The sequence below is a fragment of the Actimicrobium sp. CCC2.4 genome, assembly GCF_034347385.1.
Lineage (GTDB): Bacteria > Pseudomonadota > Gammaproteobacteria > Burkholderiales > Burkholderiaceae_D > Actimicrobium.
On record NZ_CP133777.1, the window covers coordinates 589,836 to 614,602 of the forward strand.

General features: G+C 61.7%; 31 protein-coding genes. 14 read left to right on the forward strand and 17 right to left on the reverse strand.

Annotation, left to right across the window (positions count from 1 at the left end; translation table 11 throughout):
* The first annotated feature begins 1 nt into the window (after position 1).
* The 5 genes from RHM62_RS02735 (at position 2) to RHM62_RS02755 (ending at position 2,545) form a co-directional block, all read left to right on the forward strand.
* Positions 2 to 367, forward strand: coding sequence for a YraN family protein (locus RHM62_RS02735; RefSeq protein ID WP_322124052.1), 366 nt, complete (start codon positions 2 to 4; stop codon positions 365 to 367).
* Between the two features lie 65 nt (positions 368 to 432).
* Complete coding sequence (locus RHM62_RS02740) at positions 433 to 1,029, forward strand: phosphoheptose isomerase (RefSeq protein WP_009665849.1); 597 nt, start codon at positions 433 to 435, stop codon at positions 1,027 to 1,029.
* The gene (locus RHM62_RS02745; RefSeq protein ID WP_322124053.1) at positions 1,022 to 1,678 is read left to right on the forward strand and encodes a BON domain-containing protein; all 657 of its coding nucleotides are present in this window, start codon (positions 1,022 to 1,024) and stop codon (positions 1,676 to 1,678) included. Before RHM62_RS02740 ends, RHM62_RS02745 begins: the two co-directional genes overlap by 8 nt.
* 80 nt (positions 1,679 to 1,758) lie before the next feature.
* On the forward strand, positions 1,759 to 2,088 hold the full coding sequence (locus RHM62_RS02750; protein WP_322124054.1) for a LemA family protein: 330 nt from the start codon (positions 1,759 to 1,761) through the stop codon (positions 2,086 to 2,088).
* A 22-nt stretch (positions 2,089 to 2,110) separates the two neighbouring features.
* Complete coding sequence (locus tag RHM62_RS02755) at positions 2,111 to 2,545, forward strand: DsrE family protein (RefSeq protein ID WP_322124055.1); 435 nt, start codon at positions 2,111 to 2,113, stop codon at positions 2,543 to 2,545.
* A 2-nt stretch (positions 2,546 to 2,547) separates the two neighbouring features.
* On the opposite strand, the gene RHM62_RS02760 is transcribed toward RHM62_RS02755, so the two are convergent.
* The 3 genes from RHM62_RS02760 to RHM62_RS02770 are packed head-to-tail and all read right to left on the reverse strand — an operon-like array spanning position 2,548 to position 8,148.
* Positions 2,548 to 3,969, reverse strand: a complete 1,422-nt coding sequence (locus RHM62_RS02760; protein ID WP_322124056.1) for an efflux transporter outer membrane subunit — start codon at positions 3,967 to 3,969, stop codon at positions 2,548 to 2,550.
* Positions 3,966 to 7,061 (reverse strand): CusA/CzcA family heavy metal efflux RND transporter, encoded by a 3,096-nt coding sequence (locus RHM62_RS02765; protein WP_322124057.1) that lies wholly within the window; start codon positions 7,059 to 7,061, stop codon positions 3,966 to 3,968. Before RHM62_RS02765 ends, RHM62_RS02760 begins: the two co-directional genes overlap by 4 nt.
* Complete coding sequence (locus RHM62_RS02770) at positions 7,054 to 8,148, reverse strand: efflux RND transporter periplasmic adaptor subunit (RefSeq protein ID WP_322124058.1); 1,095 nt, start codon at positions 8,146 to 8,148, stop codon at positions 7,054 to 7,056. Before RHM62_RS02770 ends, RHM62_RS02765 begins: the two co-directional genes overlap by 8 nt.
* Positions 8,149 to 8,390: 242 nt before the next feature.
* On the opposite strand from RHM62_RS02770, the gene RHM62_RS02775 reads away from it, so the two are divergent.
* The 3 genes from RHM62_RS02775 to RHM62_RS02785 are packed head-to-tail and all read left to right on the forward strand — an operon-like array spanning position 8,391 to position 9,839.
* On the forward strand, positions 8,391 to 8,918 hold the full coding sequence (locus RHM62_RS02775; protein WP_322124059.1) for a TlpA disulfide reductase family protein: 528 nt from the start codon (positions 8,391 to 8,393) through the stop codon (positions 8,916 to 8,918).
* A gap of 40 nt (positions 8,919 to 8,958) precedes the next feature.
* The gene (locus RHM62_RS02780) at positions 8,959 to 9,279 is read left to right on the forward strand and encodes a hypothetical protein (protein WP_322124060.1); all 321 of its coding nucleotides are present in this window, start codon (positions 8,959 to 8,961) and stop codon (positions 9,277 to 9,279) included.
* Positions 9,276 to 9,839 (forward strand): DUF6036 family nucleotidyltransferase, encoded by a 564-nt coding sequence (locus RHM62_RS02785; protein ID WP_322124061.1) that lies wholly within the window; start codon positions 9,276 to 9,278, stop codon positions 9,837 to 9,839. The genes RHM62_RS02780 and RHM62_RS02785 overlap by 4 nt, the downstream gene beginning before the upstream one ends.
* Before the next feature lie 6 nt (positions 9,840 to 9,845).
* Here RHM62_RS02785 and lipA read toward each other — a convergent pair whose 3' ends face one another.
* The 11 genes from lipA to RHM62_RS02840 form a co-directional block, all read right to left on the reverse strand.
* Positions 9,846 to 10,838, reverse strand: coding sequence for a lipoyl synthase (gene lipA, locus RHM62_RS02790; protein ID WP_322124062.1), 993 nt, complete (start codon positions 10,836 to 10,838; stop codon positions 9,846 to 9,848).
* A 17-nt stretch (positions 10,839 to 10,855) separates the two neighbouring features.
* The gene (lipB, locus tag RHM62_RS02795) at positions 10,856 to 11,527 is read right to left on the reverse strand and encodes a lipoyl(octanoyl) transferase LipB (protein WP_322124063.1); all 672 of its coding nucleotides are present in this window, start codon (positions 11,525 to 11,527) and stop codon (positions 10,856 to 10,858) included.
* 84 nt (positions 11,528 to 11,611) lie between these two features.
* The gene (locus RHM62_RS02800) at positions 11,612 to 11,965 is read right to left on the reverse strand and encodes a hypothetical protein (RefSeq protein WP_322124064.1); all 354 of its coding nucleotides are present in this window, start codon (positions 11,963 to 11,965) and stop codon (positions 11,612 to 11,614) included.
* Positions 11,966 to 12,001: 36 nt separating this feature from the next.
* Positions 12,002 to 12,211 (reverse strand): hypothetical protein, encoded by a 210-nt coding sequence (locus tag RHM62_RS02805; RefSeq protein WP_322124065.1) that lies wholly within the window; start codon positions 12,209 to 12,211, stop codon positions 12,002 to 12,004.
* A gap of 18 nt (positions 12,212 to 12,229) precedes the next feature.
* Positions 12,230 to 12,439: a hypothetical protein gene (locus RHM62_RS02810; protein ID WP_322124066.1), complete on the reverse strand. Its 210-nt coding sequence runs from the start codon at positions 12,437 to 12,439 to the stop codon at positions 12,230 to 12,232.
* A 181-nt stretch (positions 12,440 to 12,620) separates the two neighbouring features.
* Complete coding sequence (locus RHM62_RS02815) at positions 12,621 to 13,160, reverse strand: hypothetical protein (RefSeq protein WP_322124067.1); 540 nt, start codon at positions 13,158 to 13,160, stop codon at positions 12,621 to 12,623.
* 253 nt (positions 13,161 to 13,413) lie between these two features.
* Positions 13,414 to 14,109: a sensor histidine kinase gene (locus RHM62_RS02820; RefSeq protein WP_322124068.1), complete on the reverse strand. Its 696-nt coding sequence runs from the start codon at positions 14,107 to 14,109 to the stop codon at positions 13,414 to 13,416.
* A gap of 12 nt (positions 14,110 to 14,121) precedes the next feature.
* Positions 14,122 to 15,657, reverse strand: coding sequence for an ATP-binding protein (locus RHM62_RS02825; RefSeq protein ID WP_322124069.1), 1,536 nt, complete (start codon positions 15,655 to 15,657; stop codon positions 14,122 to 14,124).
* 49 nt (positions 15,658 to 15,706) lie between these two features.
* A complete protein-coding gene (locus RHM62_RS02830; RefSeq protein ID WP_322124070.1) occupies positions 15,707 to 15,841 on the reverse strand; it encodes a hypothetical protein in 135 nt (44 codons plus the stop codon).
* Between the two features lie 97 nt (positions 15,842 to 15,938).
* On the reverse strand, positions 15,939 to 16,217 hold the full coding sequence (locus RHM62_RS02835) for a DUF493 family protein (RefSeq protein ID WP_322124071.1): 279 nt from the start codon (positions 16,215 to 16,217) through the stop codon (positions 15,939 to 15,941).
* Between the two features lie 32 nt (positions 16,218 to 16,249).
* Complete coding sequence (locus RHM62_RS02840; protein WP_322124072.1) at positions 16,250 to 17,095, reverse strand: D-amino acid aminotransferase; 846 nt, start codon at positions 17,093 to 17,095, stop codon at positions 16,250 to 16,252.
* 189 nt (positions 17,096 to 17,284) lie between these two features.
* Here RHM62_RS02840 and RHM62_RS02845 point away from each other — a divergent pair, with 189 nt between their 5' ends.
* The 6 genes from RHM62_RS02845 to RHM62_RS02870 all read left to right on the forward strand — a co-directional run bounded on the left by RHM62_RS02845 (position 17,285) and on the right by RHM62_RS02870 (position 22,391).
* A complete protein-coding gene (locus tag RHM62_RS02845) occupies positions 17,285 to 18,460 on the forward strand; it encodes a substrate-binding domain-containing protein (protein WP_322124073.1) in 1,176 nt (391 codons plus the stop codon).
* A gap of 9 nt (positions 18,461 to 18,469) precedes the next feature.
* Positions 18,470 to 19,234, forward strand: a complete 765-nt coding sequence (locus RHM62_RS02850; protein WP_322124074.1) for an ABC transporter ATP-binding protein — start codon at positions 18,470 to 18,472, stop codon at positions 19,232 to 19,234.
* Positions 19,231 to 19,974 carry an ABC transporter ATP-binding protein gene (locus RHM62_RS02855; protein ID WP_322124075.1) on the forward strand — a complete coding sequence of 248 codons (744 nt, stop codon included), beginning with the start codon at positions 19,231 to 19,233 and terminating at the stop codon, positions 19,972 to 19,974. Before RHM62_RS02850 ends, RHM62_RS02855 begins: the two co-directional genes overlap by 4 nt.
* The gene (locus RHM62_RS02860; RefSeq protein WP_322124076.1) at positions 19,971 to 20,951 is read left to right on the forward strand and encodes a branched-chain amino acid ABC transporter permease; all 981 of its coding nucleotides are present in this window, start codon (positions 19,971 to 19,973) and stop codon (positions 20,949 to 20,951) included. The genes RHM62_RS02855 and RHM62_RS02860 overlap by 4 nt, the downstream gene beginning before the upstream one ends.
* Positions 20,948 to 22,027 carry a branched-chain amino acid ABC transporter permease gene (locus tag RHM62_RS02865; protein WP_322124077.1) on the forward strand — a complete coding sequence of 360 codons (1,080 nt, stop codon included), beginning with the start codon at positions 20,948 to 20,950 and terminating at the stop codon, positions 22,025 to 22,027. The genes RHM62_RS02860 and RHM62_RS02865 overlap by 4 nt, the downstream gene beginning before the upstream one ends.
* Before the next feature lie 127 nt (positions 22,028 to 22,154).
* Positions 22,155 to 22,391, forward strand: coding sequence for an addiction module protein (locus RHM62_RS02870; RefSeq protein ID WP_322124078.1), 237 nt, complete (start codon positions 22,155 to 22,157; stop codon positions 22,389 to 22,391).
* A 718-nt stretch (positions 22,392 to 23,109) separates the two neighbouring features.
* Here the strand turns inward: RHM62_RS02870 and RHM62_RS02875 are convergent.
* The 3 genes from RHM62_RS02875 to RHM62_RS02885 all read right to left on the reverse strand — a co-directional run bounded on the left by RHM62_RS02875 (position 23,110) and on the right by RHM62_RS02885 (position 24,690).
* Positions 23,110 to 23,325: an antitoxin gene (locus RHM62_RS02875; protein WP_322124079.1), complete on the reverse strand. Its 216-nt coding sequence runs from the start codon at positions 23,323 to 23,325 to the stop codon at positions 23,110 to 23,112.
* 143 nt (positions 23,326 to 23,468) lie between these two features.
* Positions 23,469 to 24,356, reverse strand: coding sequence for an MBL fold metallo-hydrolase (locus RHM62_RS02880; RefSeq protein WP_322125297.1), 888 nt, complete (start codon positions 24,354 to 24,356; stop codon positions 23,469 to 23,471).
* 112 nt (positions 24,357 to 24,468) lie between these two features.
* On the reverse strand, positions 24,469 to 24,690 hold the full coding sequence (locus RHM62_RS02885) for a DUF1289 domain-containing protein (protein ID WP_322124080.1): 222 nt from the start codon (positions 24,688 to 24,690) through the stop codon (positions 24,469 to 24,471).
* Positions 24,691 to 24,767: the final 77 nt, after the last annotated feature.

A 24,767-nucleotide genomic window follows, 5' to 3' on the forward strand; every position in this document is an offset into this window, starting at 1 on the left:
GATGGCGCTGTTTCGTACCAGCAGTACCGCTCGTCAGCGCAGCGGTGATGACGGCGAAGACCTGGCGCTGGCGCACCTGCAGCAGCAGGGTTTGCGGCTGGTCGAACGCAATTTTCTGTGCAAGGGCGGCGAACTCGATCTGGTCATGCAGGCCGGTGCCACACTGGTCTTTGTTGAGGTACGCCGGCGTGCTACAGCGGGCTTTGGCGGCGCGGTCGCCAGCATCACGCCCAGCAAGCAACGTCGTCTGGTGGTGGCCGCACAACGCTACCTGCAGCGCTACCGTGATCCGCCAGCCTGCCGCTTCGATGTGGTGGCAATCGACGGCACGGTGATAACATGGCTGCAAAATGCCTTCGACTCTTGATCGTTCCCCTGCCGTCCCGCTGTTTTTTTAGCGGCGCGCCCTGACCTCCACCACAAGCCCACACCATGATGAACCAACGCATCCTCGACCATTTCCGCGAAAGTGCCGACCTGAAAATGCAAGCCGCCGAAGAACTCGCGCTGCCGATTTCGCAAGCGGTGGAACTGATGTTTACGGCACTGTCCAACGGTAACAAGATTCTGGCCTGCGGCAATGGCGGCTCGGCCGCCGACTGCCAGCATTTTGCCGCCGAACTGGTTGGCCGTTTCGAACGCGAGCGCCTGCCGCTGCCGGCGCTGGCGCTGACCACCGATACCTCGATCATCACGGCGGTCGGCAATGATTACAACTTCAATGAAATTTTCAGCAAGCAGATCCAGGCCTTCGGGCAGTCCGGCGATGTGCTGCTGGCACTGACCACGTCGGGCAATTCGGGCAACGTGCTTGCCGCGATCGAGGTTGCCCTCGACCGCGACATGCGCATCGTCGCACTGACCGGCAAGGGCGGCGGCGCCATCGGCGGCATGCTCACCGATGCCGATGTTCACATCTGCGTGCCGCATGACCGCACCGCCCGGATACAGGAAGTCCATTTATTAACGATTCATTGTTTGTGCGACGGCATCGACGTCGCACTTTTCGGAGGAGATGCAAATGATTGATTGGGCACGTCGGACCTGGCCACGCGCCAGCCGCCCGCTGGCGACCGTGTTGTTATGCGGTGTCGTCGCAACCGGCCTGCAGGGCTGTATCGAAATGGCCATCGGCACGGCCGTGATGGGCACCATTGCCGCCACGGACCGTCGCACGCTGGGCGCACAAACCGAAGACAAGGCCATCGCCGTCAAGGCAGAAACCCGCCTGCCGCAAGTCTTCGGCGACTCCGCGCACATTAATATCGCCAGCTTCAATCGGCGCGTGCTGCTCACCGGTGAAGTCCGCGACGAACGCACCAAGGCCGAGGCCGAACGCGAAGTCACCGCGATCCAGGCCGTCAAGTCGGTCGTCAACGAACTGGTCATCGCGGCACCGTCCAGCTTTGGTGATCGTGCCAATGACATACTGCTGACCAGCAAGGTCAAAGCCTCGTTCGTCGATACCAAAGACCTCTATGCGAATTCGATTAAGGTCGTCACCGAGCGCAGCGTGGTGTATCTGATGGGGCGTGTCACGCAACGCGAAGGCAACCTTGCCACCGAAGTGGCGCGCGGCGTCAATGGCGTGCGAAAAGTCGTCAAGGTGTTCGAACTGATCGACGACGAAGAATTGCGTCAGCTGACCAATACCACCGGTACGGCAGCCGAGAAATAAACCGACCTCGCTGCTCCCTGTGCTGTCCCTGTTGCAAGCCGTCCGTCATCACGATGGGCGGCTTTTTTCTCGGAAAAATCATGACTGCTGTGACTGTCTTGTGGGGAGTGCCGTTGCTGGTTCTGTTCTGGGCCATTGGTGCGACGACGCGGTTGCTGCGCTTGCGCAAGCAGGTGCAAAAACGGTCAGGACAAATTGCCGTGCAGCGCGAGCGCCAGATGGCCGACGCGGTATCGACCCAGCCGCTGGAAGACGTCGCCACGCTCGCGCAGCGGGTGCACTTTGCACGGCAGGCCTATAACGACAGTGTGCGGCACTACAATGCGGCGTTGGGCCAGTTTCCCGGTTCGCTGTTGGCGCGCCTGTTCGGTTTCAGAATGGCCGACCTGTTGCCGCAGGATGCGGACTGATTATTTTTGAAGGAGCATGGCAATGCGACGTCGATGCTTGATGGCTGCCCTGTCGCTGGCAGCCGTGATGACAACGGGTGCCGTGACGGCCCATGCCGACGAACCGGTCAAGGTGGTCTATCACCTCAGCGACGGTGCGGCCCAGGCCGCCCGCGCACTGGCCAATATCCGCAACCACCTGCGCGCCGCGCCCGATACCGGCATCGTAGTGGTGGCGCTCGGCGATGGCATCAAGCTATTGCTGAAAGGCGCGACCGATCCGGCCGGGGCACGCTTCGAACCGGCAGTGGCGGCACTGGCGCAGCAGGGCGTGCAATTCCGCATCTGCGGCAACACGCTGGCCGCGCACGATATCGTGCCGACGCAGGTCATTGCGGTCGCTATCGTGGTGCCATCAGGCGTTGCCGAAGTCGCCCGGTTGCAGTCGCGCGAAGGCTATGCCTACCTGCGGCCCTGAGTTCAGTGCGGCGCGTCGTTCGACCAGCCGCCGCCCAGCGCCTGGCACAGCGCGACCACATCGGCCAGCCGGCTGGCGCGCGCCTGGATCTGTATCAGCCTGGCTTGCTGATAAGCCTGCTCGCCCACCAGCAACGACAGCGCACTGACATCGCCCAGCGCGAGCTGGTTGCGCAGGATGGCCAGGCTGCGTGCGGCAGCCTGTTCCGCCCGGTCGGCGGCATGCCCGGCGGCCTCATCGTAGCGGATCGCCTGCAAGGCATCGGCGACATTCTGGAAGGCATTGATCACGCTGATGCGATATTGTGCGGCGGCCTGTTCATAGGCGGCTTGTGCCGCTGCCTGCCGATGTTGCAGCGTGCCAGCGTCGAACAGCGGTTGCGTAAGGCTGCCTGCCAGCGACCAGAATCCGGTGCCAGCCTTGAACAGGTCGGCTAGCCGGCTGGCCGACGAGCCGTAGGCGTTGACGCCCAGCGTGATGTTCGGCAAGCGGTTGGCGATCGCTACACCGACGGCGGCACTGGCGGCGTGTAGCTGCTCTTCGGCGGCGCGTACATCGGGGCGTTGCTCGACCAGCGTCGATGGCAGCGTCAGCGGCAGGCTGGCCGGCAATTGCAGGCTGTCCAGCGTGAACTGCTGGGCGATACCATCACTGGCGTAGCGTCCGGCCAATGCGGTGAGCAGGTTGCGTTGTATTGCCAGCTGTTTGTCGAGCGGCGGCAGGCTTGCTTCGGCGATGGCCAGTAGCGCCTCCTGTGCCGCCGCATCGGCCCGGCCAAGCTGGCCGAGTTGCACTTGTCGCTGCACCATCGCTGTCACGGTTGTCTGGCTGTCGATGATCTCGCGGGTCGCTGCCAGCTGGCCGCGCAGCGCCGCTTCCTGGATCGCGGCGTTGGCGACATTGCTGGTCAGCGTCAGATAGGTTGCTGCCAGCATGAAGCGCTGCTGGCTGGCTTGCGCCTGCAGTGATTCGACCTGGCGACGATTGCCGCCGAACAGGTCGGGCGTGTACGACACCGTCACCTGTGCGGTGTGCAAGTTGTAGATCGACGCCGCCGAGGCTGCCGGGCTGGCCAGCGTGCCGGCGATTTTTTGTCGGGTCGGCGAGAATCCCGCCTCGACCAGCGGCAGCGCCGCGCTTTGCTGGGTCGCGACATTTTCCTGCGCGATGCGCAATGCCGCCTGCGCCGCCTCGATGGTCGGGTTGTGCCGCAGGCTCGACGCGACCAGCGCATCGAGCGGGGCCGAGCCGAACAGTGTCCACCATTGCACCGGCAAATCGCTGCCGTGCCTGTCCAGCGAAGCGGCAAACGACTCGCCTTCAGGCAGGTAAGACTGCGGCAGCACGGTGGCCGGACGCACGTAGTCCGGTCCGGCGGCACAACCGCCTAGCGTTGCCAGCAGGGTGAGCAAGAGGAGTTTCATGATGCGCTCCCGGCTGGCCGGCCCCAGGCCTTGCCGTCGACGTAGCGCTCCATCACGAAGTACAGCGTCGGCAAAATGAACAGCGTCAGCAAGGTCGAGATGACCAGCCCGCCGACCACCACGGTGGCCAGCCCGCGTTGCACGTCGGTGCCGACGCCGGTCGCCAGCGCCGCTGGCAGCATGCCGAACGACGCCACGGTAGCCGTCATCAGCACCGGTCGCAAACGCTCGGTCGCACCGCCGACCACGCTGTCGATCAGGCTCGCACCGGTGTCGCGCACGCGGCGCACGTTGGCCACCATGATGATGCCGTTCTGGACCGACACGCCGAACAGCGCAATGAAGCCGACTGCAGTGGCGACATTGAGGGTTTCGCCGGTCGCATGGACCGCGATCAGCCCGCCCAGCGTGGCCATGGGCACCACGCCGAGGATCAGCAATGCCAGACGCACCTGGCCGAACTGGAAGTACAGCAGCATCGCCATCAGCATCAGCACCACACCGAGGATGACGATCAGGCGGGCTTGTGCGCGCTGCTGGTTTTCAAACTGGCCGGCCCATTCGAGACGTACCGTCTTCTTGTCGAATTTCACTTCCGCATCGATGCGTCGCTGCGCCTCATCCAGATACGAGGTCAGGTCGCGGCCGCGGTTGTCGATCCGCACCGTAATCTGCCGTTCGCTGGCTTCATGCGAAATCGTGCTTTCGCCGCTGTGCAGCGTGATGCCGGCGACTTGCGACAGCGCCACCTTGGCACCCGAAGCGCTATTGAGAAACAGGTTGCCCATTGCTTGCGGACTGCCCTTGCTGTCCTTCGGGAAGCGCACCGTCAGGTTGTAGACGCGGTCGCCGACATACACCGGCATGACCGGCGCGCCGCCGATACCTGTCTGGATCAGCGCGGCGATATCGGCGACATTGATGCCGTAGCGGGCGGCCGCTTCGCGGTCGACCTGCACCACCATCTGCGGTATCGGCGGTTCCTGGAACAGGCTGGCCGAGGCGGTGCCGCGCACGGTGCCGAGCAGCGCGACGATCTGGTTGCCGATGCGCCGGCTTTCGTGCAGATCCTTGCCGTAGACACGCAGCACCAGTGGGCTGTGGGCGCCGCCGATGGCATCGTTGACACCGTCGATGATGGGCTGGCTGATGCCGATGCTGAAGCCCGGCATGGTCGCAAAGCGTGCATTGAGGCGCTCGACCAGCGCCGCCTTGGTGACGCCGGCTGGCCACTGGTCGTACGGTTTCAGGCCGACCGGCACTTCGATATGCGACGGCGTCCACGGATCAGTGCCGTCGTCGTTACGGCCGAGCTGGGTCACCACGGTCGAGATTTCCGGAAATTCGCGCAGTGTGCGGCGCAGCTCGCTGGCCATCTCGCTGGATTTTTCGAGCGATAGCCCGGCCGGCAGTTGCACCTGCAACCACAGCGCCCCTTCATCGAGTTCCGGCAAAAATTCGCGCCCGGCACTGGCCCCCAGCAGCAGCACGGCCACCAGCGCGGCGATGCTGATGCCATACGCGATCCACGGCCGCTCCAGCAAACCGGCCAGCAGGACGCGGTAGCGCCCGGTCAGCCAGACCAGCGGACGGTTATGGAAAATCTTGCGTGGCTTGCGCAGCGCTACATAGGCCAGGCCCGGGATCAGCATCAGCGCGCACAGCAGCGCGCCGAGCAGCGCGTACGAGACGGTATAAGCCATTGGCGTAAAGAGCTTGCCTTCGGCGCGCTGGAACGCGAACAACGGCAGGTAGGCCGCGACGATGATCAGCGTCGCAAAAAAGATCGGCCGTGCCACTTGCCGGGTGGCGTCGAGGATATCGAATTCGGTCAGCTCGCGTTCCGGTGCTTCCTCGCGCCGGCGCAGGATCGCTTCCATCACGACGATGGCCCCATCGACGATGATGCCGAAGTCGATCGCCCCCAATGAAAACAGGTTGGCCGGCATGTGCGTCGCGCTCATGATGATGAATACCGTGACCAGCGCCATCGGGATGGCCACTGCCGCGACAACGGCGCTGCGCGGACTGCCGAGGAACAGGATCAGTACCAGGCAGACCAGGCCGATGCCTTCGAGTACCGTGTGGGTCACCTTGTGGACCGTCAGCTTGACCAGATCATCGCGGTCGATGTACGGCACGATGCGCACATCCAGCAGGGCCAGCTTTTTCTGCAATTGTTCAACCTTGGCATGCACGCCTTCGAGCACGCGTGACGGGTTTTCGTATTTCAGCATCAGTACGATGCCTTCGATGGTATCGGGATTGCTGTCCTTGCCGAGGATGCCCTCGCGCTCCTGATGACCGAATTGCAGTTTGCCGAGGTCGCGGATGAAGACCGGCACGCCGCCGCTCTGGGTGACTGCGATGCTGCCGAGGTCGGCCAGTGTATGGATTTGTCCGATGCCGCGTACCACGTAGCTTTGCTCGCCACGGGCGATGCGGCCGCCGCCGGCGTTGGCGCTGTTGTTGTTGATTGCCGCGACGACATCGCTGAGTGCCAGGCCGTAACGCTGTAATTGTGCCGGCGCGAGTTCGAGCTGGAATTCGCGCGTGTAGCCACCAAAATTATTCACGTCGGCGATTCCGGCGACTTGCTTGAAGGCCGGGATCACGGTCCATTTCTGGAGCTCGGACAATTCGGCCAGGTTCTTGCTGTCGGACTCCAGCGTATAGCGGTAAATTTCGCCATTCGGGCTCGAAACCGGACCGAGCGTGGCCTGAATACCCGGCGGTAGCGTGACCTGACCGATGCGCTCGATGACACGCTGGCGCGCAAAATAATCCTCGGTACCATCCTGGAACACCAGCGTGATCAGCGACAGCGCAAAGGTGCTGCTCGAGCGCATCGTGACGACGCCGGGTGTATTGCCAAGCGCACGCTCGAGGGGGGTGGTGATCTGCTGTTCGATTTCTTCGGCAGCCAATCCCGGCACCTGCGTCGAAATCTGTACCGTCACATCGCTGATGTCGGGATAGGCTTCGACTGCCATCCGGGTCCATGAGACATAGCCGAACACGGTAATCAGCAGCGCCACGACCCAGACCATCCGGCGCCGGCGAAAACACAGCGCAATCAGCTGATCAATCATTGAGCAGCACTCCGCCGCGTACTACCACGCGTTCGCCGGCACGCACGCCCGACAGAACCTGGACGGTCTCGCCGTCTTCGCTGCCCAGCGTCACCACACGGCGCGCGAAGGTCCACGGTGCCGTCTCGACGAATACGCTGACGCTGTCGTTGTTCATCAGCAGGGCCGACGCCGGCAGTACCAGGCGGGTTGAGGGCGCGCTGCTGACCTGCACGGTAGCGAACATGCCGGGCTTGAACTTGCCATCCGGATTGGGCAGCGTGATGCGCGCCTTGATGCGGCGTGTATCGGGTTCGACCACTGCGCTGACATAGCTGATGACGCCGCGCACGGCCAGCGCCGGATACGCCGGCAAGCGGATTTCGGCAGCCTGGCCACGACCGATCGTGCCGATCTGGTGTTCCGGTACGGCAGCGGTCACGAGCACGCGCTCGAGATTGGCAATGGTCATCAGGCTGGCGGTGGTGTCGTTGATGTAGGCTCCGGCGGCATTGCTGACCGCGATGATGGTGCCGGAGACTGGCGCGGTGATACGCAGCGCGTGGTGTTTGTCGGTACTGCCGAGCGCAGCCAGGCGGGTGGTGGCGCGCCTGGCTTCGGCCTGCGCTTGCATGTCGTTGCTGCGGGCTTGCTCGAGATCCTTGCCGGCATTGCCACCGGCGGCGTTGACGGCTTCGGCACGCTCGAGTGCACGCCGGGTCAATGCGCGGGCATCGGTGGCCTTGTCGAGGTCGGCCACGGCTTGGGTCAGGTCCGGCGCCTGCAGCAATGCCAGCAACTGGCCTTGCCGCACCACGTCGCCGAGCCGGACCGGGACCGTGACCAGACGTCCGCTCAGTGGCGGCAAAATAGCGACGGTCAGTGCCGGGTCAGCTTCGATGGTCGCCGGCAGAATCAGCAGCGGGGTGGTGGTGGCGCTGCCGACTGCGCTGACCAGCAAGCGGCTGCGCAGCGGCGAACCGGTCGGTACGCTGATCTGTTCTCCGCTGCGCGCCAGCATTGGCGCAGCGTTCACGGACAGGGACACCAGCAACGCGAACGCAGCAGCAATGACGGGACGATGGCGCTGGTGGTGGTTAGTCGACATGGACTGCTCCCGGAAGGATGTTTTTTGAGAGCAGCCTGTCTTGCGTCGGGCCAAATCTGATTAACCGGCATGATGGGCCAGCGATCTGACAGGACCGTGACATCCGGGGCGGTGCGTGTTGCAGCAGCCCGCATCTTGGGCGGCGATAGGGTGCCGGTCAAGTAAAAATGCCGTAAAAATAGTCGCTTCGGCAGGCGTGCCTATAATGGCCCATTCAGTTCAACCCGATCGGCAGGTCTGCCATGCAAGCATCTACCCCTTCCACCTCGCGCAAAAGCCTCTACTTGAAGTTGCTGGGCGTTGCAGTGGTCCTCGTTCTCGGCGTCGTCGGCACCCTGTCGATGTCATCGACCAAGTCCGCACCGGACGTCACCTTCACCGATTTGCAGGGCAAGCAAATCGCCTTGTCCAGCCTGCGCGGCAAAGTCGTGATGGTCAATTTCTGGGCGACCAGCTGTGTTACCTGCGTCAAGGAAATGCCGCAAATGGTCGAGACTTACGAGCGCTACAACGCCCGCGGCCTGGACTTCGTTGCGGTCGCGATGAGCTACGATCCACCGAACTACGTGCTCAATTTCACCGAGACCCGCAAGCTGCCGTTCACGGTCGCGCTCGACCCGCAGGACAAACTGGCCAAGGCCTTCGGCGACGTCAAACTGACGCCGACCACTTTCCTGATTGACAAGCAAGGCAAGATCATCAAGCGCTATGTGGGCGAGCCGGATTTTGCGGCTTTGCATCAGTTGCTGGAGACGGCGCTGGCGGGGTAGGAACGGTGTTCGCTTTGAGCTAGGATACTGAGGACATCAAGTGATGCCGGATAACGGGGAAATCATGACTAGCCGTGCAACAGAAGCGCTGTTCTTGAAGCGATGCCTCACCGTGGCACAAACCGGCGGCGATGCCCTTTCTGCAGACGAAGCCAACCTTTTTCGGCTAGCGGCGCAATTGTTGCGCACCAATTACCCGGGCGCTTCTGCCGCGCTCGCACAGTCCGACGCCCGCTATGCCAGCAGCCATCCTGCTGTTGGCCGCCCCAGTTTTTCGGTAATGCTCGCAAGTGGATTGGTCAGGGATCTGCCGCGCTTGCGCAGCATGCTGGAGCAATTGCTTTCGAGGCCGGCAACGTGACCGGGCGTATCCACTTTCATACGGAAACGGACCTGGCCTTTGCATTGATAAGACTGGTCAGGGAGTTGCAAGCCCGCTTGCAGCTTCAAAAGCCGATACAAATGTTTATCGCCGGCGGGATGGCCGCGCATCTTTATACGGCCAGTCGTGTCACTTGTGACGTCGATGCCGAATTTTCCCACCGCTTTGTCTTGCCATCGGATTTGCTGGTAGAAACCGAGTCTGGCCAGATGCTCTACATCGACACCAACTACAACAGCACTTTCGCGCTCATGCACGAAGATTATCTTGAGGACGCCATCCGGCTACCGGTCAGTTCCGATCTGGTCGAGGTATTTGTATTGTCACCGGTCGATTTGATTGTCAGCAAAATCGCCCGGCTTTCCGGTCCCGATTTATCCGATATCGAAAGCATCATCCGAACACAGCTGGTGAGTGCCGACGAAATCGAACAACGTGCCACCGAAGCGCTGGGTGGTTACGTCGGCAATATGCGTAACGTTGAACTCAATCTTGTCGATGTTCTGGCACTGGCTCGCCGCTGTCAGCAAAACGCGTAGCGCAGACTACACCCGCGCATTCATCGTCACACCCGCCCCCAGCGCCTGCTCGTCCGCATGATACGAACTGCGCACCATCGCGCCGACCGCCGCATGCACGAAGCCCATCTTATAGGCCTCGGCTTCGAACATTTTGAAGACATCCGGATGCACGTAACGTCGCACCGGCAAATGGTCTCCGCTCGGTGACAGGTACTGGCCGATGGTCAGCATGTCGACGTTGTGGGCGCGCAGGTCGCGCATGACTTGCAGGATTTCTTCGTCGGTTTCGCCGAGGCCGACCATGATGCCGGACTTGGTTGGCGTATTCGGATGCAGGTCCTTGAAGCGCTTGAGCAGGTTCAGCGAGTACGCGTAGTCGGAACCCGGACGCGCTTCCTTGTACAGCCGCGGTGCGGTTTCGAGGTTGTGGTTCATCACGTCCGGCGGTGCCAGATTGAGGATTTCAAGTGCCCGGTCCATACGGCCGCGGAAGTCCGGCACCAGGATTTCGATGCGCGTCGAGGGCGACAGTGCGCGGATGCGGCGTATGCATTCGGCGAAGTGACCGGCGCCACCGTCGCGCAAATCATCGCGGTCGACCGAGGTGATGACGACGTAATTGAGGCGCAGGGCGGCGATGGTTTTAGCCAGGTTTTCGGGTTCGTCGGCATCGAGCGGGTCGGGACGGCCATGGCCGACATCGCAGAACGGGCAGCGCCGGGTGCACTTGTCGCCCATGATCATGAAGGTTGCTGTGCCCTTGCCGAAACATTCGCCGATGTTCGGGCAACTGGCTTCTTCGCAAACGGTGACGAGCTTGTTGGCGCGCAGGATGTCCTTGATTTCAAAGAAGCGGCTCGATGGCAGCGCCGATTTGACACGGATCCAGTCGGGTTTCGGCAGGCGTTCGGCCTGGACGATCTTGATTGGAATGCGGGCCGTCTTGCCGGCGCCTTTTTGCTTGTCGAGCGGATTGTAGTAAAGCGGTGTCGCCAGTTCGGTCGGATCGTTTGCCATGATGTCTGGCTCCTGCGTCAAGCCGCTGCAGGAGCGCGTCCTTTCAGTTGATGTATCAGTTGTCCAGCCAGCGCCGCCTGGAGTTGTTCGACCGTCGCATTACTGCCGAGGCTGCGCATGTCGATTGTTTGCAGTCCGGCGTAACCGCACGGGTTGATCCATGAAAACGGCGTCAGGTCCATCGCCACGTTCAGCGATACGCCGTGATAAGTGCAGCCATTGACGCGTACTTTCAAGCCAAGCGCCGCAATTTTGGCACCTTCGGACGGGCCGTCGGCAAGGTAGATGCCGGGGGCGCCCGGCTTGCGCTGGCCGTGCAGATTATACGCGGCCAGGGTATCGATGACTGCCTGCTCGATGCCATGCACGAATTCACGCGCGAGCAGGCGGCGGTCGCTGCGCTGGCGGCGCAGGTCGATCAACAGGTACACGATGACCTGGCCCGGTGCGTGATACGTGACTTCGCCACCGCGGTCGGTTTGCACGACGGCAATACCGTGGGCATCGAGCACGTGAGACGGATCGGCACCCAGTCCCAGCGTGAAGACCGGGTCATGCGTGACCAGCCAGAGCTGGTCCGCACTGTCGGCAGTGCGGGTGTCGGTATAGGCGCGCATCGCGCGCAAGGTGGTGTCGTAGTCTTCGTGACCGCGCTGGACAACAACGGGAGTGACAGGGGAATTCGGCATCGGCTCAGTGTAACGAAAAAAAGCACCACCGGATTTGTCCGGGAGTGCTTGCTGTCTGGTCGGCGCGCTAACGCGCCGGCACCATCAGTGGCGCTTGCTGAGCAGGTGACTGAGCACGTAGCCGATACCGGCGGCGATCGCCAGTGCGGTGACGGGTTTCTGGCGTACATAGGTGCGGCAATCTTCGACCAGACGTTCTTGTGCATCCATCAGCTGTTCGCTGCGATGCGCGACGGTGTCGGCTGTCGAGCTGGCGACGTTCATCAGCTTTTCGACCGCCTGATGGGCACCGGCTGTGAACCGGTCGACCGCAGGATGGGCGATCTCGGCAGCCTTGCTGATGGCATCCTGGGTAGCGTTGCCGGCCTGGTTGATACCGCGATTAGCAGCAGCGGCGCTCTTGGCGATATCGGTGTTGATGTTTTCAGTGGAGTTCATGAGTTTGTCCTTGAAAAATGAAGAATTGACCGGCCTTCAGCGTGCGTCGGCTTGCAGCGCCGTGTCGACCGGTGGGGCGGGTGGCGGGGGCATCAGGTTGCCGCCTTCGCCTTCCCAGGTGGTCAGCTGTTTTCTGCTCAGTCTGGCATCACGCCGGACGGCATCTTTATGGGATTTGGCGACGATATAGGCGAGGCCCCAGCCGACGAATCCCAATGTAATGGCGAGTGTTCGATTTGAGATCATGGTTCTCCAGGCTGCCCGTCAGGCAATAAGTTGAGGACGGACCTGTTGGCGTTTTGTGCAGCGTTTGATGATGTTCTGCGCATCGCCAATCAGGCTCTGAGACGTGCCATGCATTTGTCGGCTGACGCCGGTCTGCTGCCACCGCTTGTTACCGGTCAGCTGCCCTGTTTTTTCGAGCAGGAAGCCGGCGCAAAAATTGACCGGTCCGATAAGCTGATGTGCATTCATGATCGACGCTCCGGTGACGCCCTTGCAGTGGCAGACCTCGTCGGTCCGATCGGGTCACCCAATCGGAACCGATTCATCATCGTAGCGTTTTGACAGATATCGACCTATAGGACAGTGACTGATCGTGTTGTAGGAAAAAGAGAAAATTGACAACTTTCAGGTAGTCTCGCCGCGCTGCGCTTCACAAGTAAACGTGCTCGCCTTTCCTGGCTTTCCATTCCTGCTCGAAGTGGAGGGCATCTTCCTCGCTGCGTACAGTGACGCCCATCAGAATGCCGCCATCGCGGATGCCGGCCTCGTAATGCTTGACCCGCTCTTCGGGAATGCCCCAGCCGATCAGCGCACCGACCAGCCCGCCGGTGACACTGCCGGCACCGGCGCCGGCAATGGCGGCGGCGATCGGACCGGCAACCACTAGTCCTATTCCGGGCAGGACCAGCGTCGTGCCGATGGCGGCGATGGCTGCGGCAATGGCACCCAGCGTGCCGCCGATTGCACCGCCGATGCCGGCTCCTTCGGCGGCCTTGCTGCCGAGTTCGGTGATCACTTCGCTGCCTTCGGGGAAGTGGCGCAGGCGGGTCGCGTCGGACATGACGACGTTTACATCGTCCCGGTGATAGCCGCGTTCGGCCACGCTGATGTAGGCCTGTTCCGCGCTGTCGCGGTCATGGAACAAGCCGGTGACGATGCGGGAAGATTGCTTGTCGTTGTGCAGAGCCATGGAGGATCCTTTCGTCGAATGCTAGAGGTACAACGCCCAGTAGTAGAGCTGGTGCGGGAAAAAATTTTCGGTGCACAGGAAGACCATCGCCGGTGTCACGGCCAGTGGCACGCTGGCGGTCTAGCCGATATCGCGTAACAGCATGATGGTCTCCGGAGGGTTGTGGCGGGTGATGCGTGTAGTGTAGGTAAGCGTAGTCCGGCTTGCCATCGGACAGCCACTCAATCTCGTGTAGGAGAAGCCGCCGGCGAGCTTACGTTGACAGCGCCAGCACGACGCTGATGCGGCAACCCTGTTGCGGCGCGCTGTGCAGGTCAAGCCGGGCCGGCAGCCGCGCCGCGCGGGCGCGCATCAGGCGCAAGCCGTGGCTGCGTCGCCAATCGAGTCCGGCCAGGTCGAAGCCGCAGCCATTGTCGTCGATGGTCAGGCGGCACTGCCGGCCGTCATTGTTCAGCGTGACGTCGATCTGGCAGGGGCCGGCATGACGCTCGATATTGGCCAACGCTTCCTGCAGCAGCCGGAGCAAGCCGCGCAGGGTGGCCAGCGACAAGTCCGGTTCGGCACCGCTGACGGCGAGCGCACACACAATGCCGGTGCGCTTGCCGAATTCATCCAGGTAGTCGGCCAGCATCGCCTGCAGGCCAAGCGACTCCAGCGCGATCGGGCGCAACTGATGCTGGATGCGGCGCGCCGTTTGCGTGATGCCACCCAGCAGCACATTGCTCCTGACCCACTGCTCGGGAAGTCGCGGATCGCCGCTGGCGCGGGTGTGCCGTTCGATCAGCGCCAGTCGCATGGTCAGTGCGGTGAGTGACGAGCCGAGCTGGTCATGGACTTCGGCGGCCAGCACATCGCGCTGGCGTTGCTGGTCATCATCGAGCCAGCCCACCAGTTCCTGCAGGTCGGCCAGCTGCTGCCGCAGGGCGGTGACGGTATCGGGGGAGGTCATACGTGTAGCGGATCAGTAAGCGGCCGCTTGCGTGGCCACGAATTCGAGCAGCATGTCGGCATCCAGCGGCTTGACCAGATGATGGTCGAAGCCGGCCATCTGCGAACGCTGTTTGTCGTTGGCGTTGCCGTAGCCGGTGGCAGCTACCAGGATGACCTTGCGCTGGCCGGTGATCTCGCGCAGCGCCGGCGCCAGCTGGTAGCCGTTCATGCCGGGCAAACCGATATCGGACAGGATCAGTTGCGGTTCAAATTGTGCTGCCAGCGCGAGTGCCCCCGCGCTATTGCTGGCGGTACGCACGTCGTACTCCATCAATTCCAGCAAGGCGGCCATCGATTCGTTGGCGTCTTCGTTATCGTCGATCAGCAGGATGCGGAAGCCTTGCCGGGGTGCGGTGCTTGATGCCATGGTTGTTTCCTTTGTTGTGCGACCCGGAGGTGCGTCGGCGCAGGGCAGGCGCAGCGTGAAGCAGCTGCCGGCACCGATGCCGCCGCTGTGCACGGCGATACTGCCGCCATGTAGCGCCATGATCTGTTGTGTGATGGTCAGTCCGACACCCAGTCCGCTGCCGGTGCGCGCCAGCGTGTCGTCGGCCTGCGTGAACAGATCGAACAAACGTAACTGGAAAGCAGTGCTGATGCCTTGGCCGTTGTCGCTGACACGGATGCAGACACAGCCGCCGGTGCGAAAGCAGTCGATGGTGATGGTGCCGCCGGCGGGCGTAAATTTTGCTGCATTGTTCAGCACATTCGATAGCGCCTGTACCAGTCTGGTCAGGTCGCCCTGCACGGTCAGCACTGGAATTTCCCGCAGATCGAGCTGATGCCCGGCGGCACCGATCGCCGGCAGGCTGACGTCGATCGCGTCGGCGATCAGTGTCTGCAGCGGGAGGGCGGTGGTGGTCAGGACGATCTTGCCATGCTGGTAGCGCGAGACATCCAGCAAGTCGTCGACCAGCTGGCACAAATGGCCGACCTGGCGTTCGACGATCGCGTGGCTGCTGGCAATACGCGGATCGCTGATACCGATGTGGCGCATCAGTGCCAGCGAACTGATAATCGGTGCCAGCGGATTGCGCAATTCATGCGACAGCATTGCCACGAATTCATTACCGCGTTGAGTGTTCTGCGCGTCCTGCCGGTCGGTCATGTCGTGGCAGATCGCCAGCGTGGTGAGTGCGCCGGAGCCCTCCTGACCGGGTACTCGCAGCAGCGTGGTATTGAGCGTGCGCAGACCCTGATGGCGGGTGCGGACCTGCAACTCGCCCTCCCACTTGTCGTCCCGTTCGAGGGCGGGCTCGATATCGGCCCGGTCGGCGCCGGCATTGCATAGCAAGGCAAGGATCGGCGTGGTCGCCAGTTCGCTGCTGCGGTAACCGAAAAAGCGTTCCGCTGCCGGATTCAGATCGACAATACGCGCGTTGGCATCGGCTACGATGACGGGATCCGGCAGTGCCTCGAATAGCCGCAGCGCGGCAGCAGTTCTGGATGGCGCGGCATGAGCCGCGCGGGGGGGATTGGTCGTACCAGCGTGCGTCTGGCGGAGCATGGTCTTCCATTCACAAAAAGGGTGCCGGCAGCGCAGTCCGCTTATGCCATTAATGCATGAACAGGTAAATTGCGATCAGGACGATGGCAGGAACGCCGAGTAGCCAGCCAAGCAAATATTTGCCCACGATGTCCTCCGATGCGCCTGCCAGGAATGAGGCGATGCAATAAAGCGTAACAGTCATTGCCAGGGTCACCTATAAGACAGCGACTGAAACCGGTGTAGGAAAGCGTGAGGAGATCGCGCAGGAGGTCCGGCCAGCCGGACGCATCACCGGCTGCTCAGAGCACCATCTTGACCATCGGGTGGGAACTGAGCGCACGGTACAGGTCATCGAGTTGCTCGCGACTGGTGGCGCGCACCGTCACGGTCAGACCGAGATAATTGCCCTTTGCTGACGGCCGCTGTTCCAGTTTGTGATGGCCGAACTCCGGATCGAACTGCATGACGACCTCGACGATAGTCGCGGCAAAATGTTCATGCATCGCCCCCATCACCTTGATCGGGAAATCGCTGGGGTACTCGATCAGGCTGGCAGGAGTTTCCGGAGTTGTGCTCATGGTGTGGCTTTCGACGAATGGATCAGGCGGGGTCAGGCCGCCTTGGCTTGCTGGTAGGCGGCGTACAGTGTCGCATAGATGGGGCCGGGCACGCCCTTTCCAACCGGCTTGCCATCGATCGTGGATACCGCCAGGACTTCCTTGGTGGCCGAGGTCAGCAGCACTTCATCGGCAGCGAAGACTTCCTCGCGCGTGATGCGGCGGGCGAGGAAGGTAAGGCCGCCGGCGGCGCACAGCTCCTCGATCAGGCCGTAGCGGATGCCCTCGAGGATCAGGTTGTCTTTCGGCGGACCCATGACTTCGCCATCCTTGACAATCCAGACATTCGATGACGACGCTTCGGTCAAAAAGCCATCCCGGAACTGGATCGATTCGACCGCATCGTTCTCGACCGCGTTCTGCGCGGCCAGCACATTGCCAAGCAGCGAAATCGATTTGATCTCGCAACGCAGCCAGCGCTTGTCTTCCATCGATACGCAAGCCACGCCGTCCTTGCGCGCTGCAGCAGACGGCAGCACGATCGGATTGGTCATGATGAACACCGTCGGCGTGATGTCTTTCGGGAAGGCGTGGGCGCGCTTGGCCACACCACGCGTGATATGCAGATACACCATCTGGTCGTCGGCAGGATGGGCGCTGATGACTTGTCCGATCAGTGCCATCCACTCGTCTCTGGTGTGCGGATTGGTGATGCCGATCGATGCCAGGCTGCGGAACAGCCGTGCCATGTGATGTTCTGCACGGAACAGCTTGCGCTGATAAATCGGGATCACTTCGTAGATGCCGTCGCCAAAAATAAAGCCACGGTCAAGCACTGGAATTTTGGCTTCGGATAGCGGCGTCATCGCGCCATTCAGATAGACGAGGGGATCATGCATGGCAGACTTTCGTTAAAACAGGAGGTCTTCATTCTTGCACGGCAGGTCGTGCTTGCTCATGCAAAATCGGCATCGGGACGCTACTGATACCGCGCTGCAGCAAGGAAAATGATGGTATTTCTACTAGTTGGACAAAGCGCCGACATCAGGTAGTCTTCACCGCATTCACCCATCAGAGGATTGAAAAACATGAGACTTCACCTGCTTGCTGCCGCAGCCCTGCTGTGCGCCGCCATCGTTCCAGCGTCCGCCAAGGACATCCGCATTGCCCACGTCTACGACAAGACCGGCCCGCTCGAAGCCTACGCCAAACAGACCCAGGTCGGCTTGCAGATGGGCCTCGATTACGCCACCGGCGGCACCATGACCGTCAACGGCAACAAGCTCGTGCTGATCGAAAAAGACACGCAGGGCAAACCCGACGTCGCCAAGTCCCAGCTCGCGGCAGCCTATGCCGATGACAAGGCCGACATCGCGGTCGGGCCGACCGGTTCCGGCGTCGCGCTGGCGATGCTGCCGGTGGCCGAGGAATACAAAAAAATCCTGCTGGTCGAACCCGCTGTGGCGGATGCGATTACCGGCGACAAATGGAATCGCTACATCTTCCGCACCGGCCGCAACTCATCGCAGGATGCGATCTCGAATGCGGTTGCGCTCGACAAGGCGGGCGTAACGATTGCCACGCTGGCACAGGATTACGCGTTCGGCCGCGATGGCGTGAAAGCCTTCCGCGAGACGCTCAAGAACGCCAAAATCGTGCACGAGGAATACCTGCCCACCAGCACCACCGACTTCACCGCCGGCGCGCAGCGTTTGTTCGATGCACTCAAAGACAAGCCCGGCCGCAAGATCATCTTCATCATCTGGGCCGGTGCCGGCAATCCGTTTAAGATCGCCGACCTCGATCCGAAACGCTACGGCATCGAGATTGCCACCGGTGGCAACATTCTGCCGGCGATGGTGGCCTACAAGAACTTCCCCGGCATGGAAGGCGCGACCTATTACTACTTCGGCATCCCGAAAAATCCGGTCAATAACTGGCTGGTCGCCGAGCATTACAAGCGCTACAAAACCCCGCCGGATTTCTTCACCGCCGGTGGCATGTCGGCCGGTATCGCACTGGTCGAGGCACTGAAAAAAACCAAGGGTGATACCGCAACCGAAAAGCTGATCACGGCGATGGAAGGCATGAGTTTCGAGACGCCCAAGGGCAAGATGACCTTCCGCGCTGAAGACCATCAGGCATTGCAATCGATGTATCACTTCAAGATCAAGGTCGACCCGGCCTTCCCGTGGGGCGTGCCGGAACTGGTGCACGAGATCGGTATCGACGAGATGAAACTGCCAATCCGTAACAAGCGCTAAATCAGCGCAATGACGTCCCTGGAAACCCGCGACCTGACGATCCGCTTCGGCGGCCATGTCGCGGTCAATGCGGTCTCGTGCGCGTTCGAACCCGGCACACTGACGGCCATTGTCGGCCCGAACGGTGCCGGCAAGACTACCTACTTCAACCTGATTTCGGGTCAGCTCAAAGCGAGCTCCGGGCAAGTGCTGCTGCACGGGCGCGACCTGTCGGCGCTGTCGGCACCGGCGCGCACGCATGCCGGACTGGGTCGCGCGTTCCAGCTGACCAGCCTGTTCCCGAATCTGAGCGTGCTCGAAAATATCCGGCTGGCGCTGCAATCACGCCAGCGTCTTGGACTCGATCTGTGGCATGTCTGGTCGCATCACACTGCACTGACAGAACGTGCCGAACAGGTGCTTGAGAGCGTCGCGCTGACCGCCCGGCGCGACCAGCCGGCGGCCGCATTGCCGCATGGCGACCAGCGCAAGCTCGAGGTCGGCATGCTGATGGCGCTCGACCCGTCGGTGTATCTGTTCGATGAGCCGACCGCCGGCATGAGCGTTGATGAAGTGCCGGTAATCCTCGATCTGATCAGGCGCTTGAAGGAACAGCCGGGCAAGACCATCCTGCTGGTCGAGCACAAGATGGATGTGGTGCGCGAACTGGCCGACCGCATCATCGTGCTGCACAACGGCGCGCTGGTGGCCGATGGCGAGCCGGACGCGGTGATCGCCTCGCCGGTAGTGCAGCAGGCGTATCTGGGACTGGCACCGGTCGGGGAGGACGCATGAACCTGCTGACGCTGACCGACGTCCACACCCATATCGGCGCGTACCACATCCTGCATGGCGTCGACCTCGACATTCCGCGTGGCGGACTGACGATGCTGCTGGGTCGCAATGGCGCCGGCAAGAGCACCACGCTGCGTACCATCATGGGTTTGTGGCAAGCCTCGCAAGGCAGCATCACGTTCGATGGCCAGCCCATCACCGCGCTGGCCACGCCCGATATCGCCCGCCTCGGGATTGCCTACGTGCCCGAAAACATGGGTATCTTTGCTGACCTGAGCGTGCGCGACAATCTGCTGCTGGCGGCGCGCGATGCCCGCACCGTCGAAGCCATTGACCGCACAAGACTGGACTGGATTTTCGCGCTGTTCCCGGCCATCAAGACCTTTTGGCTGCATCCGGCCGGCAAATTGTCGGGCGGGCAAAAGCAGATGCTGGCCGTGGCGCGCGCGATGATAGAACCGCGTCGCCTGATCCTGATCGACGAACCCAGCAAGGGTCTCGCGCCGGCCATGATCGCCAACATGATCACGGCCTTTCGCGAACTCAAGCAGACCGATACCACCATCCTGCTGGTCGAGCAGAACTTCAATTTTGCCAAGCAGCTCGGCGACACCGTGGCGGTGATGGATAACGGGCGCATCGTGCATCGCGGGACGATGGCGGCGTTGGCTGACGATGAACCATTGCAGGCGCGCTTGCTGGGCCTGTCGCTCGCACCCGGTACCGGAGAACCACGATGATTGATCGACCCGCCCTGATTCCGTTGTTGCTGGTGCCGCTGCTGGCATTGGTGGCGCTACCGCTGGTCGGCTCGCCGTCGACCTGGATCACGCTGACTGCCGCCGGCCTCGCGATGGGGATGATCATCTTCATCATCGCTTCCGGCCTGACGCTGATTTTCGGCTTGATGGATGTGCTCAATTTCGGTCACGGTGTCTTCATCGCGCTCGGCGCGTTTGTGGCCGTGTCGGTGCTGGGCGCGCTGCCGGCGTGGGTGACGGCAGATGACCTCGGCCTGAATTTGTCGGCACTCGCACTGGCGATGATTGCCGCCATGCTGGCTGCCGGCGCAGTGGGTTTCGTGTTCGAGCGCGTCATCGTGCGGCGCGTGTATGGCCAGCATCTGAAGCAGATCCTGATCACGATGGGCGGCATGGTTGTCGGCGAAGAATTGATCAAGGTCATCTGGGGCGCGCAGCAAATCGCCTTGCCGCTGCCGGCCGCGCTGCGCGGTGCACTGATTGTCGGTGACGCGGCCATCGAAAAATACCGCGTGCTGGCAATGGTGGTCGGGTTGGTGGTGTTCGGCGTGATGATGCTGGTGCTCAATCGCACCAAGCTCGGCCTGCTGATCCGCGCCGGCGTGCAGGATCGCGAGATGGTCGAGAGCCTCGGTTACCGCATCCGCCAACTGTTCGTCGGCGTCTTCGTGGTCGGTTCGGCCCTGGCCGGACTGGGCGGCGTGATGTGGGGGCTATACCAGCAAAACGTGATTCCGCAGATGGGCGCGCAGGTCAATGTACTGATCTTCATCGTCATCATCATCGGCGGACTGGGCTCGACCGGCGGCTGTTTTCTGGGCGCGCTGCTGGTCGGGTTACTGGCCAATTACACCGGCTTCCTGGTGCCCAAGGTCGCGCTGTTTTCGAATATTTTGCTGATGGGTGCGATCCTGTTGTGGCGTCCGCGCGGGCTGTTTCCGGTGACCTCGCGATGATCGCCCGCCTGCTGTCCGGTGACTTGCCACGCAGCCGGCTGCTGACGGCCTTGTTGCTGCTGATCGTGCTCGGGCTGGCGTGTGCGCCGTTCATTTTCCCGGGCGCGAAAGCGCTCAACGTGGCCGCCAAGATCCTGATCTTCATCGTGCTGGTGGCCAGCTACGATCTGCTGCTGGGATACACCGGCATCGTCTCGTTTGCCCACACAATGTTCTTCGGTATCGGCGCGTATGGCGTGGCGATTGCCAGCACGCGCATGGGCCCGGGCTGGCTCGCGCTCGGGGTCGGCATAGTCGCGGCGCTGCTGCTGTCGCTGGTGCTGTCCTTGCTGATCGGGCTGTTCTCGTTGCGGGTACGGGCGATTTTTTACGCGATGATCACGCTCGCCGTGGCCGCTGCTTTCCAGACACTGGCCTCGCAATTGTCCGAACTGACCGGCGGCGAAGACGGCCTCAGTTTCAAGTTGCCCGAGATACTGACGCCGGCTTTCCGGTTCAGCGAATCGACGCTGTTCGGTGTCACGCCCGATGGACGATTACTGACGTATTACCTGCTGTTCGCCAGCACGGTGGTGCTGTTTCTGATGCTGCTGCGCATCGTCAATTCGCCGTTCGGCCGCGTGCTGCAGGCGATCCGCGAAAACGATTTCCGGGCCGAAGCGATCGGTTACCGCATCGTAGTTTTCCGGACGCTATCGAACGTGCTGGCAGCCCTGTTCGCAACGCTGGCCGGGGCGCTGCTGGCGATCTGGCTGCGCTACAACGGCGCCGATACCTCGCTGTCATTCGAGATCATGATCGACATCCTGCTCATCGTCGTCATCGGCGGCATGGGCACGCTGTACGGCGCGGTGTGCGGCGCGACGCTGTTTATCCTGGCGCAAAGCTATCTGCAGGATTTGATGGGCATGGCCGCGCGCGCGACCGGGAGCGTGCCGCTGCTATCGGCCTTGCTGTCGCCGGATCGCTGGCTGCTGTGGCTGGGGATATTATTCATCTTGTCGGTATATTTTTTTCCGAGCGGGATTGTGGGGCGCTTGCGCGAGGGTAGAGGGGCAGTATCGTCTTCACACTGAACGAACCAGTGCCATTGCGCCGCTAGCGATGTTCAATGACCACCGCACGGGGTATCGCCGTTTGGACAGGATGGTCTTTGCTATGGCAAGTTGCAGTCTTCAAAGTGAATGACATCGGAGCTGCGCCATGCATGCCAATCTTGAAATGCTTGAATCGGAAGTCCTGAAACTGGCTCCGTCCGAGCGCTCTCACCTTCTGCAACGACTCATAGCCAGCCTTGATCCCATCGATGACGACCCGACGATCGACGCCGCATGGGAGCTTGAGGCTGACCGGCGCGAAGCCGAAACGGCCGCGGGGACAGTCGTCGCGGTGAGTTCCGATGAGGCTTTGCAGCGTCTTCGATCAAGGCTCGGTCGTTAATCACACGTTGGCAGGACGCTGAGCATGGCCAGCGTGATCGTGCCGTCAACCCTTCTGGTCGAAGTAAAACCTCTTATCGAATAAGCGCGACTGTCTGTCGCACACGTCGCCAACATCACATTGACTTTGCTTTGCCGGGATATCGGTTGGTGCATGCAACGAGAATTGCTTCGGGATGGCAGGTCGGAATACGGGGAGCATATTGTGTCGACGTTGTCGACACAATTGGTTGTGCTCGATGGCATGGGCATCGTCGGCAACCGGATTCATTCGATTCATGAGTAGGTCGATCCGGACAGCGTAGCACCGTGTCCATACCTGACAATGCGCTTGCTGGAAGTGATGGGGAAGAACGAGATGAAGTAGCGGTGGAGGTGTGGTACCCCCGGGTGCACGTCACTCGACAATGGGCACCAGCCTGGCCATCACTTCTTCGAGGATGTCAGGCGGCTGCGTATCGACCTTCCTGCCGTGACGCGCCTGCAAGTCCAGCACACAAGGTTGATCGCAACGTATTAGCCCGGTCGTCTTGATGCCTGAAATCGGAACGCCAAAACCAATCCGGCGCGCGAATCGCCGCCTGTCGTTACCGGTAACACGACAGGCAGCTTCGTGACCTTGTTGAATTCTTCGGGGGAGTCGATCAATACGGGGCGATGGCCTCGTTATCTCCGGCCTCCCGTAGGATCAAGTTGAACGAGGTAAATATCACCTCGCTTCACAATTCGCGGCCCACCGCAGGTGCCGCGACCCACTCATCGTCTGCGATTGAATGCGGCTGGGAATAGTCGGACCCGGCCAGTAACTCGGCGAATGTGTAGCGCTTGCGGATTTGGGGATGCACGATCAGGTGACCACCGTCCACTTCGACATCCACAGTCGATCCGGAATGCAGGTGCAGCAAGCCATGGATAGCTGGTGGGACAGCCAGCATGTGGCGCCGCCGACATTGCGTAATACGGTCGATGACATCGTGAACTCCTTCCTTCAAGTCATATGAAATACAAGACCTAAATGCTTGATTCCAGCGTCAACCAGCACCTTGTTCCACATCAAATTTTGATGCCGGTATGCTCATCATCCCTGATTCACCAGCCACGCTCCCCGCACTTCCGCCGCCCCCACCCGCACCAGTTGCGCCGTCGCCCACTGCGCCAGCTCCTCCATCGGCCATTGCAAAAATCGCCGATTCGATTCCTGCACCAGCGGCATCCCGCCCATCACGATCGCCACCTGATCAAGCGCCAGTTGCTGTCGTTCCAGCAGCAAAAATTTCAGCAAGACCTTGATCGCATTTTGCGCATTGCGCACCGGATCGGCGGCGAGGTAGTCGAGTCGTGAAAATGCCGTGGCGAGCGCCTTGCCGATATCAGCGAACGGCGCGCCGTGCCCCGGTATCACCAGCCGCACATCAAGCGTGGCAATCAGTTCCAGCGTCGCGCGCGCCTCGGGAAAACCCGATTCGCCATCGAGTTCCGGAAAGATCACGCCGAAGCCGTTTTCCCACAACGCATCGGCAGAAATCAGCAGACCTTCGGCCGGGCAATACAAGATGAGCGAATGCGGATCATGGCCTGGTGCAGCTAGCGCCTGCCAGTCCATATCGCCCAGCCGGAGTGTCTCGCCGGCGGTCAGCGTGGCATCAAAATCGAAGCGTGCACATTGCTGGCCGGTGGCAATGAAACTGAGCGCGTCTTCATCCCAGTCGCGCACCTTGCCGGCTTCGCTGGCCGGAATCACAGTGCGGCAGCCGTAGTGCTGCTGCAGCAGCGCGTTGCCGCCGCAATGGTCCGAGTGCAGATGGGTATTGACCAGCAAGTCGAGCGGGCGACCCTGCAGCGCGTGCTGCACCAGGGCCAGTGTCTGCGGCGCATGGGTCAGGTAGCCGCTGTCGACCAGCGCGGTTTGCGTACCGGTGAACAGGATATTGTTCGACGAGAGCCAGCCGCGCTCGAAGACCTGCATCGTCGGAGGTAGCGGCGCAGCCATGGTCGCCGTCAGCGGCGCGGTCACGATCGCCGTCAGCGGCGAGGTCACGATCGCCGTCAGCGGCGAGGTCACGATCGCCGTCAGCGGCTCAGTCATCGAACAGGGCGTCGCGACGCTCATTGATGGCGCGCCAGATGGTACGCCGGGCGCTCTCGCTGGCGCTGCCCCAGGCGACGATTTCGTTGATGTCGCGCTGGCAGCCTTCGCACAGGCCGCTGCGCGCGTCCATCTGGCACACACTGATACAGGGTGACGGTGCCGCGCTGCCGGTATCTTGCGGGTCGAACAGGATCAGTTGGCCCGACATCATCGGCTACCGGCAAGGTGGTGCGCAGCCGGGATCGGGCAGGAAGGTGAACGTAAAGCAGTGCAGGGCGGGAGGTCGGG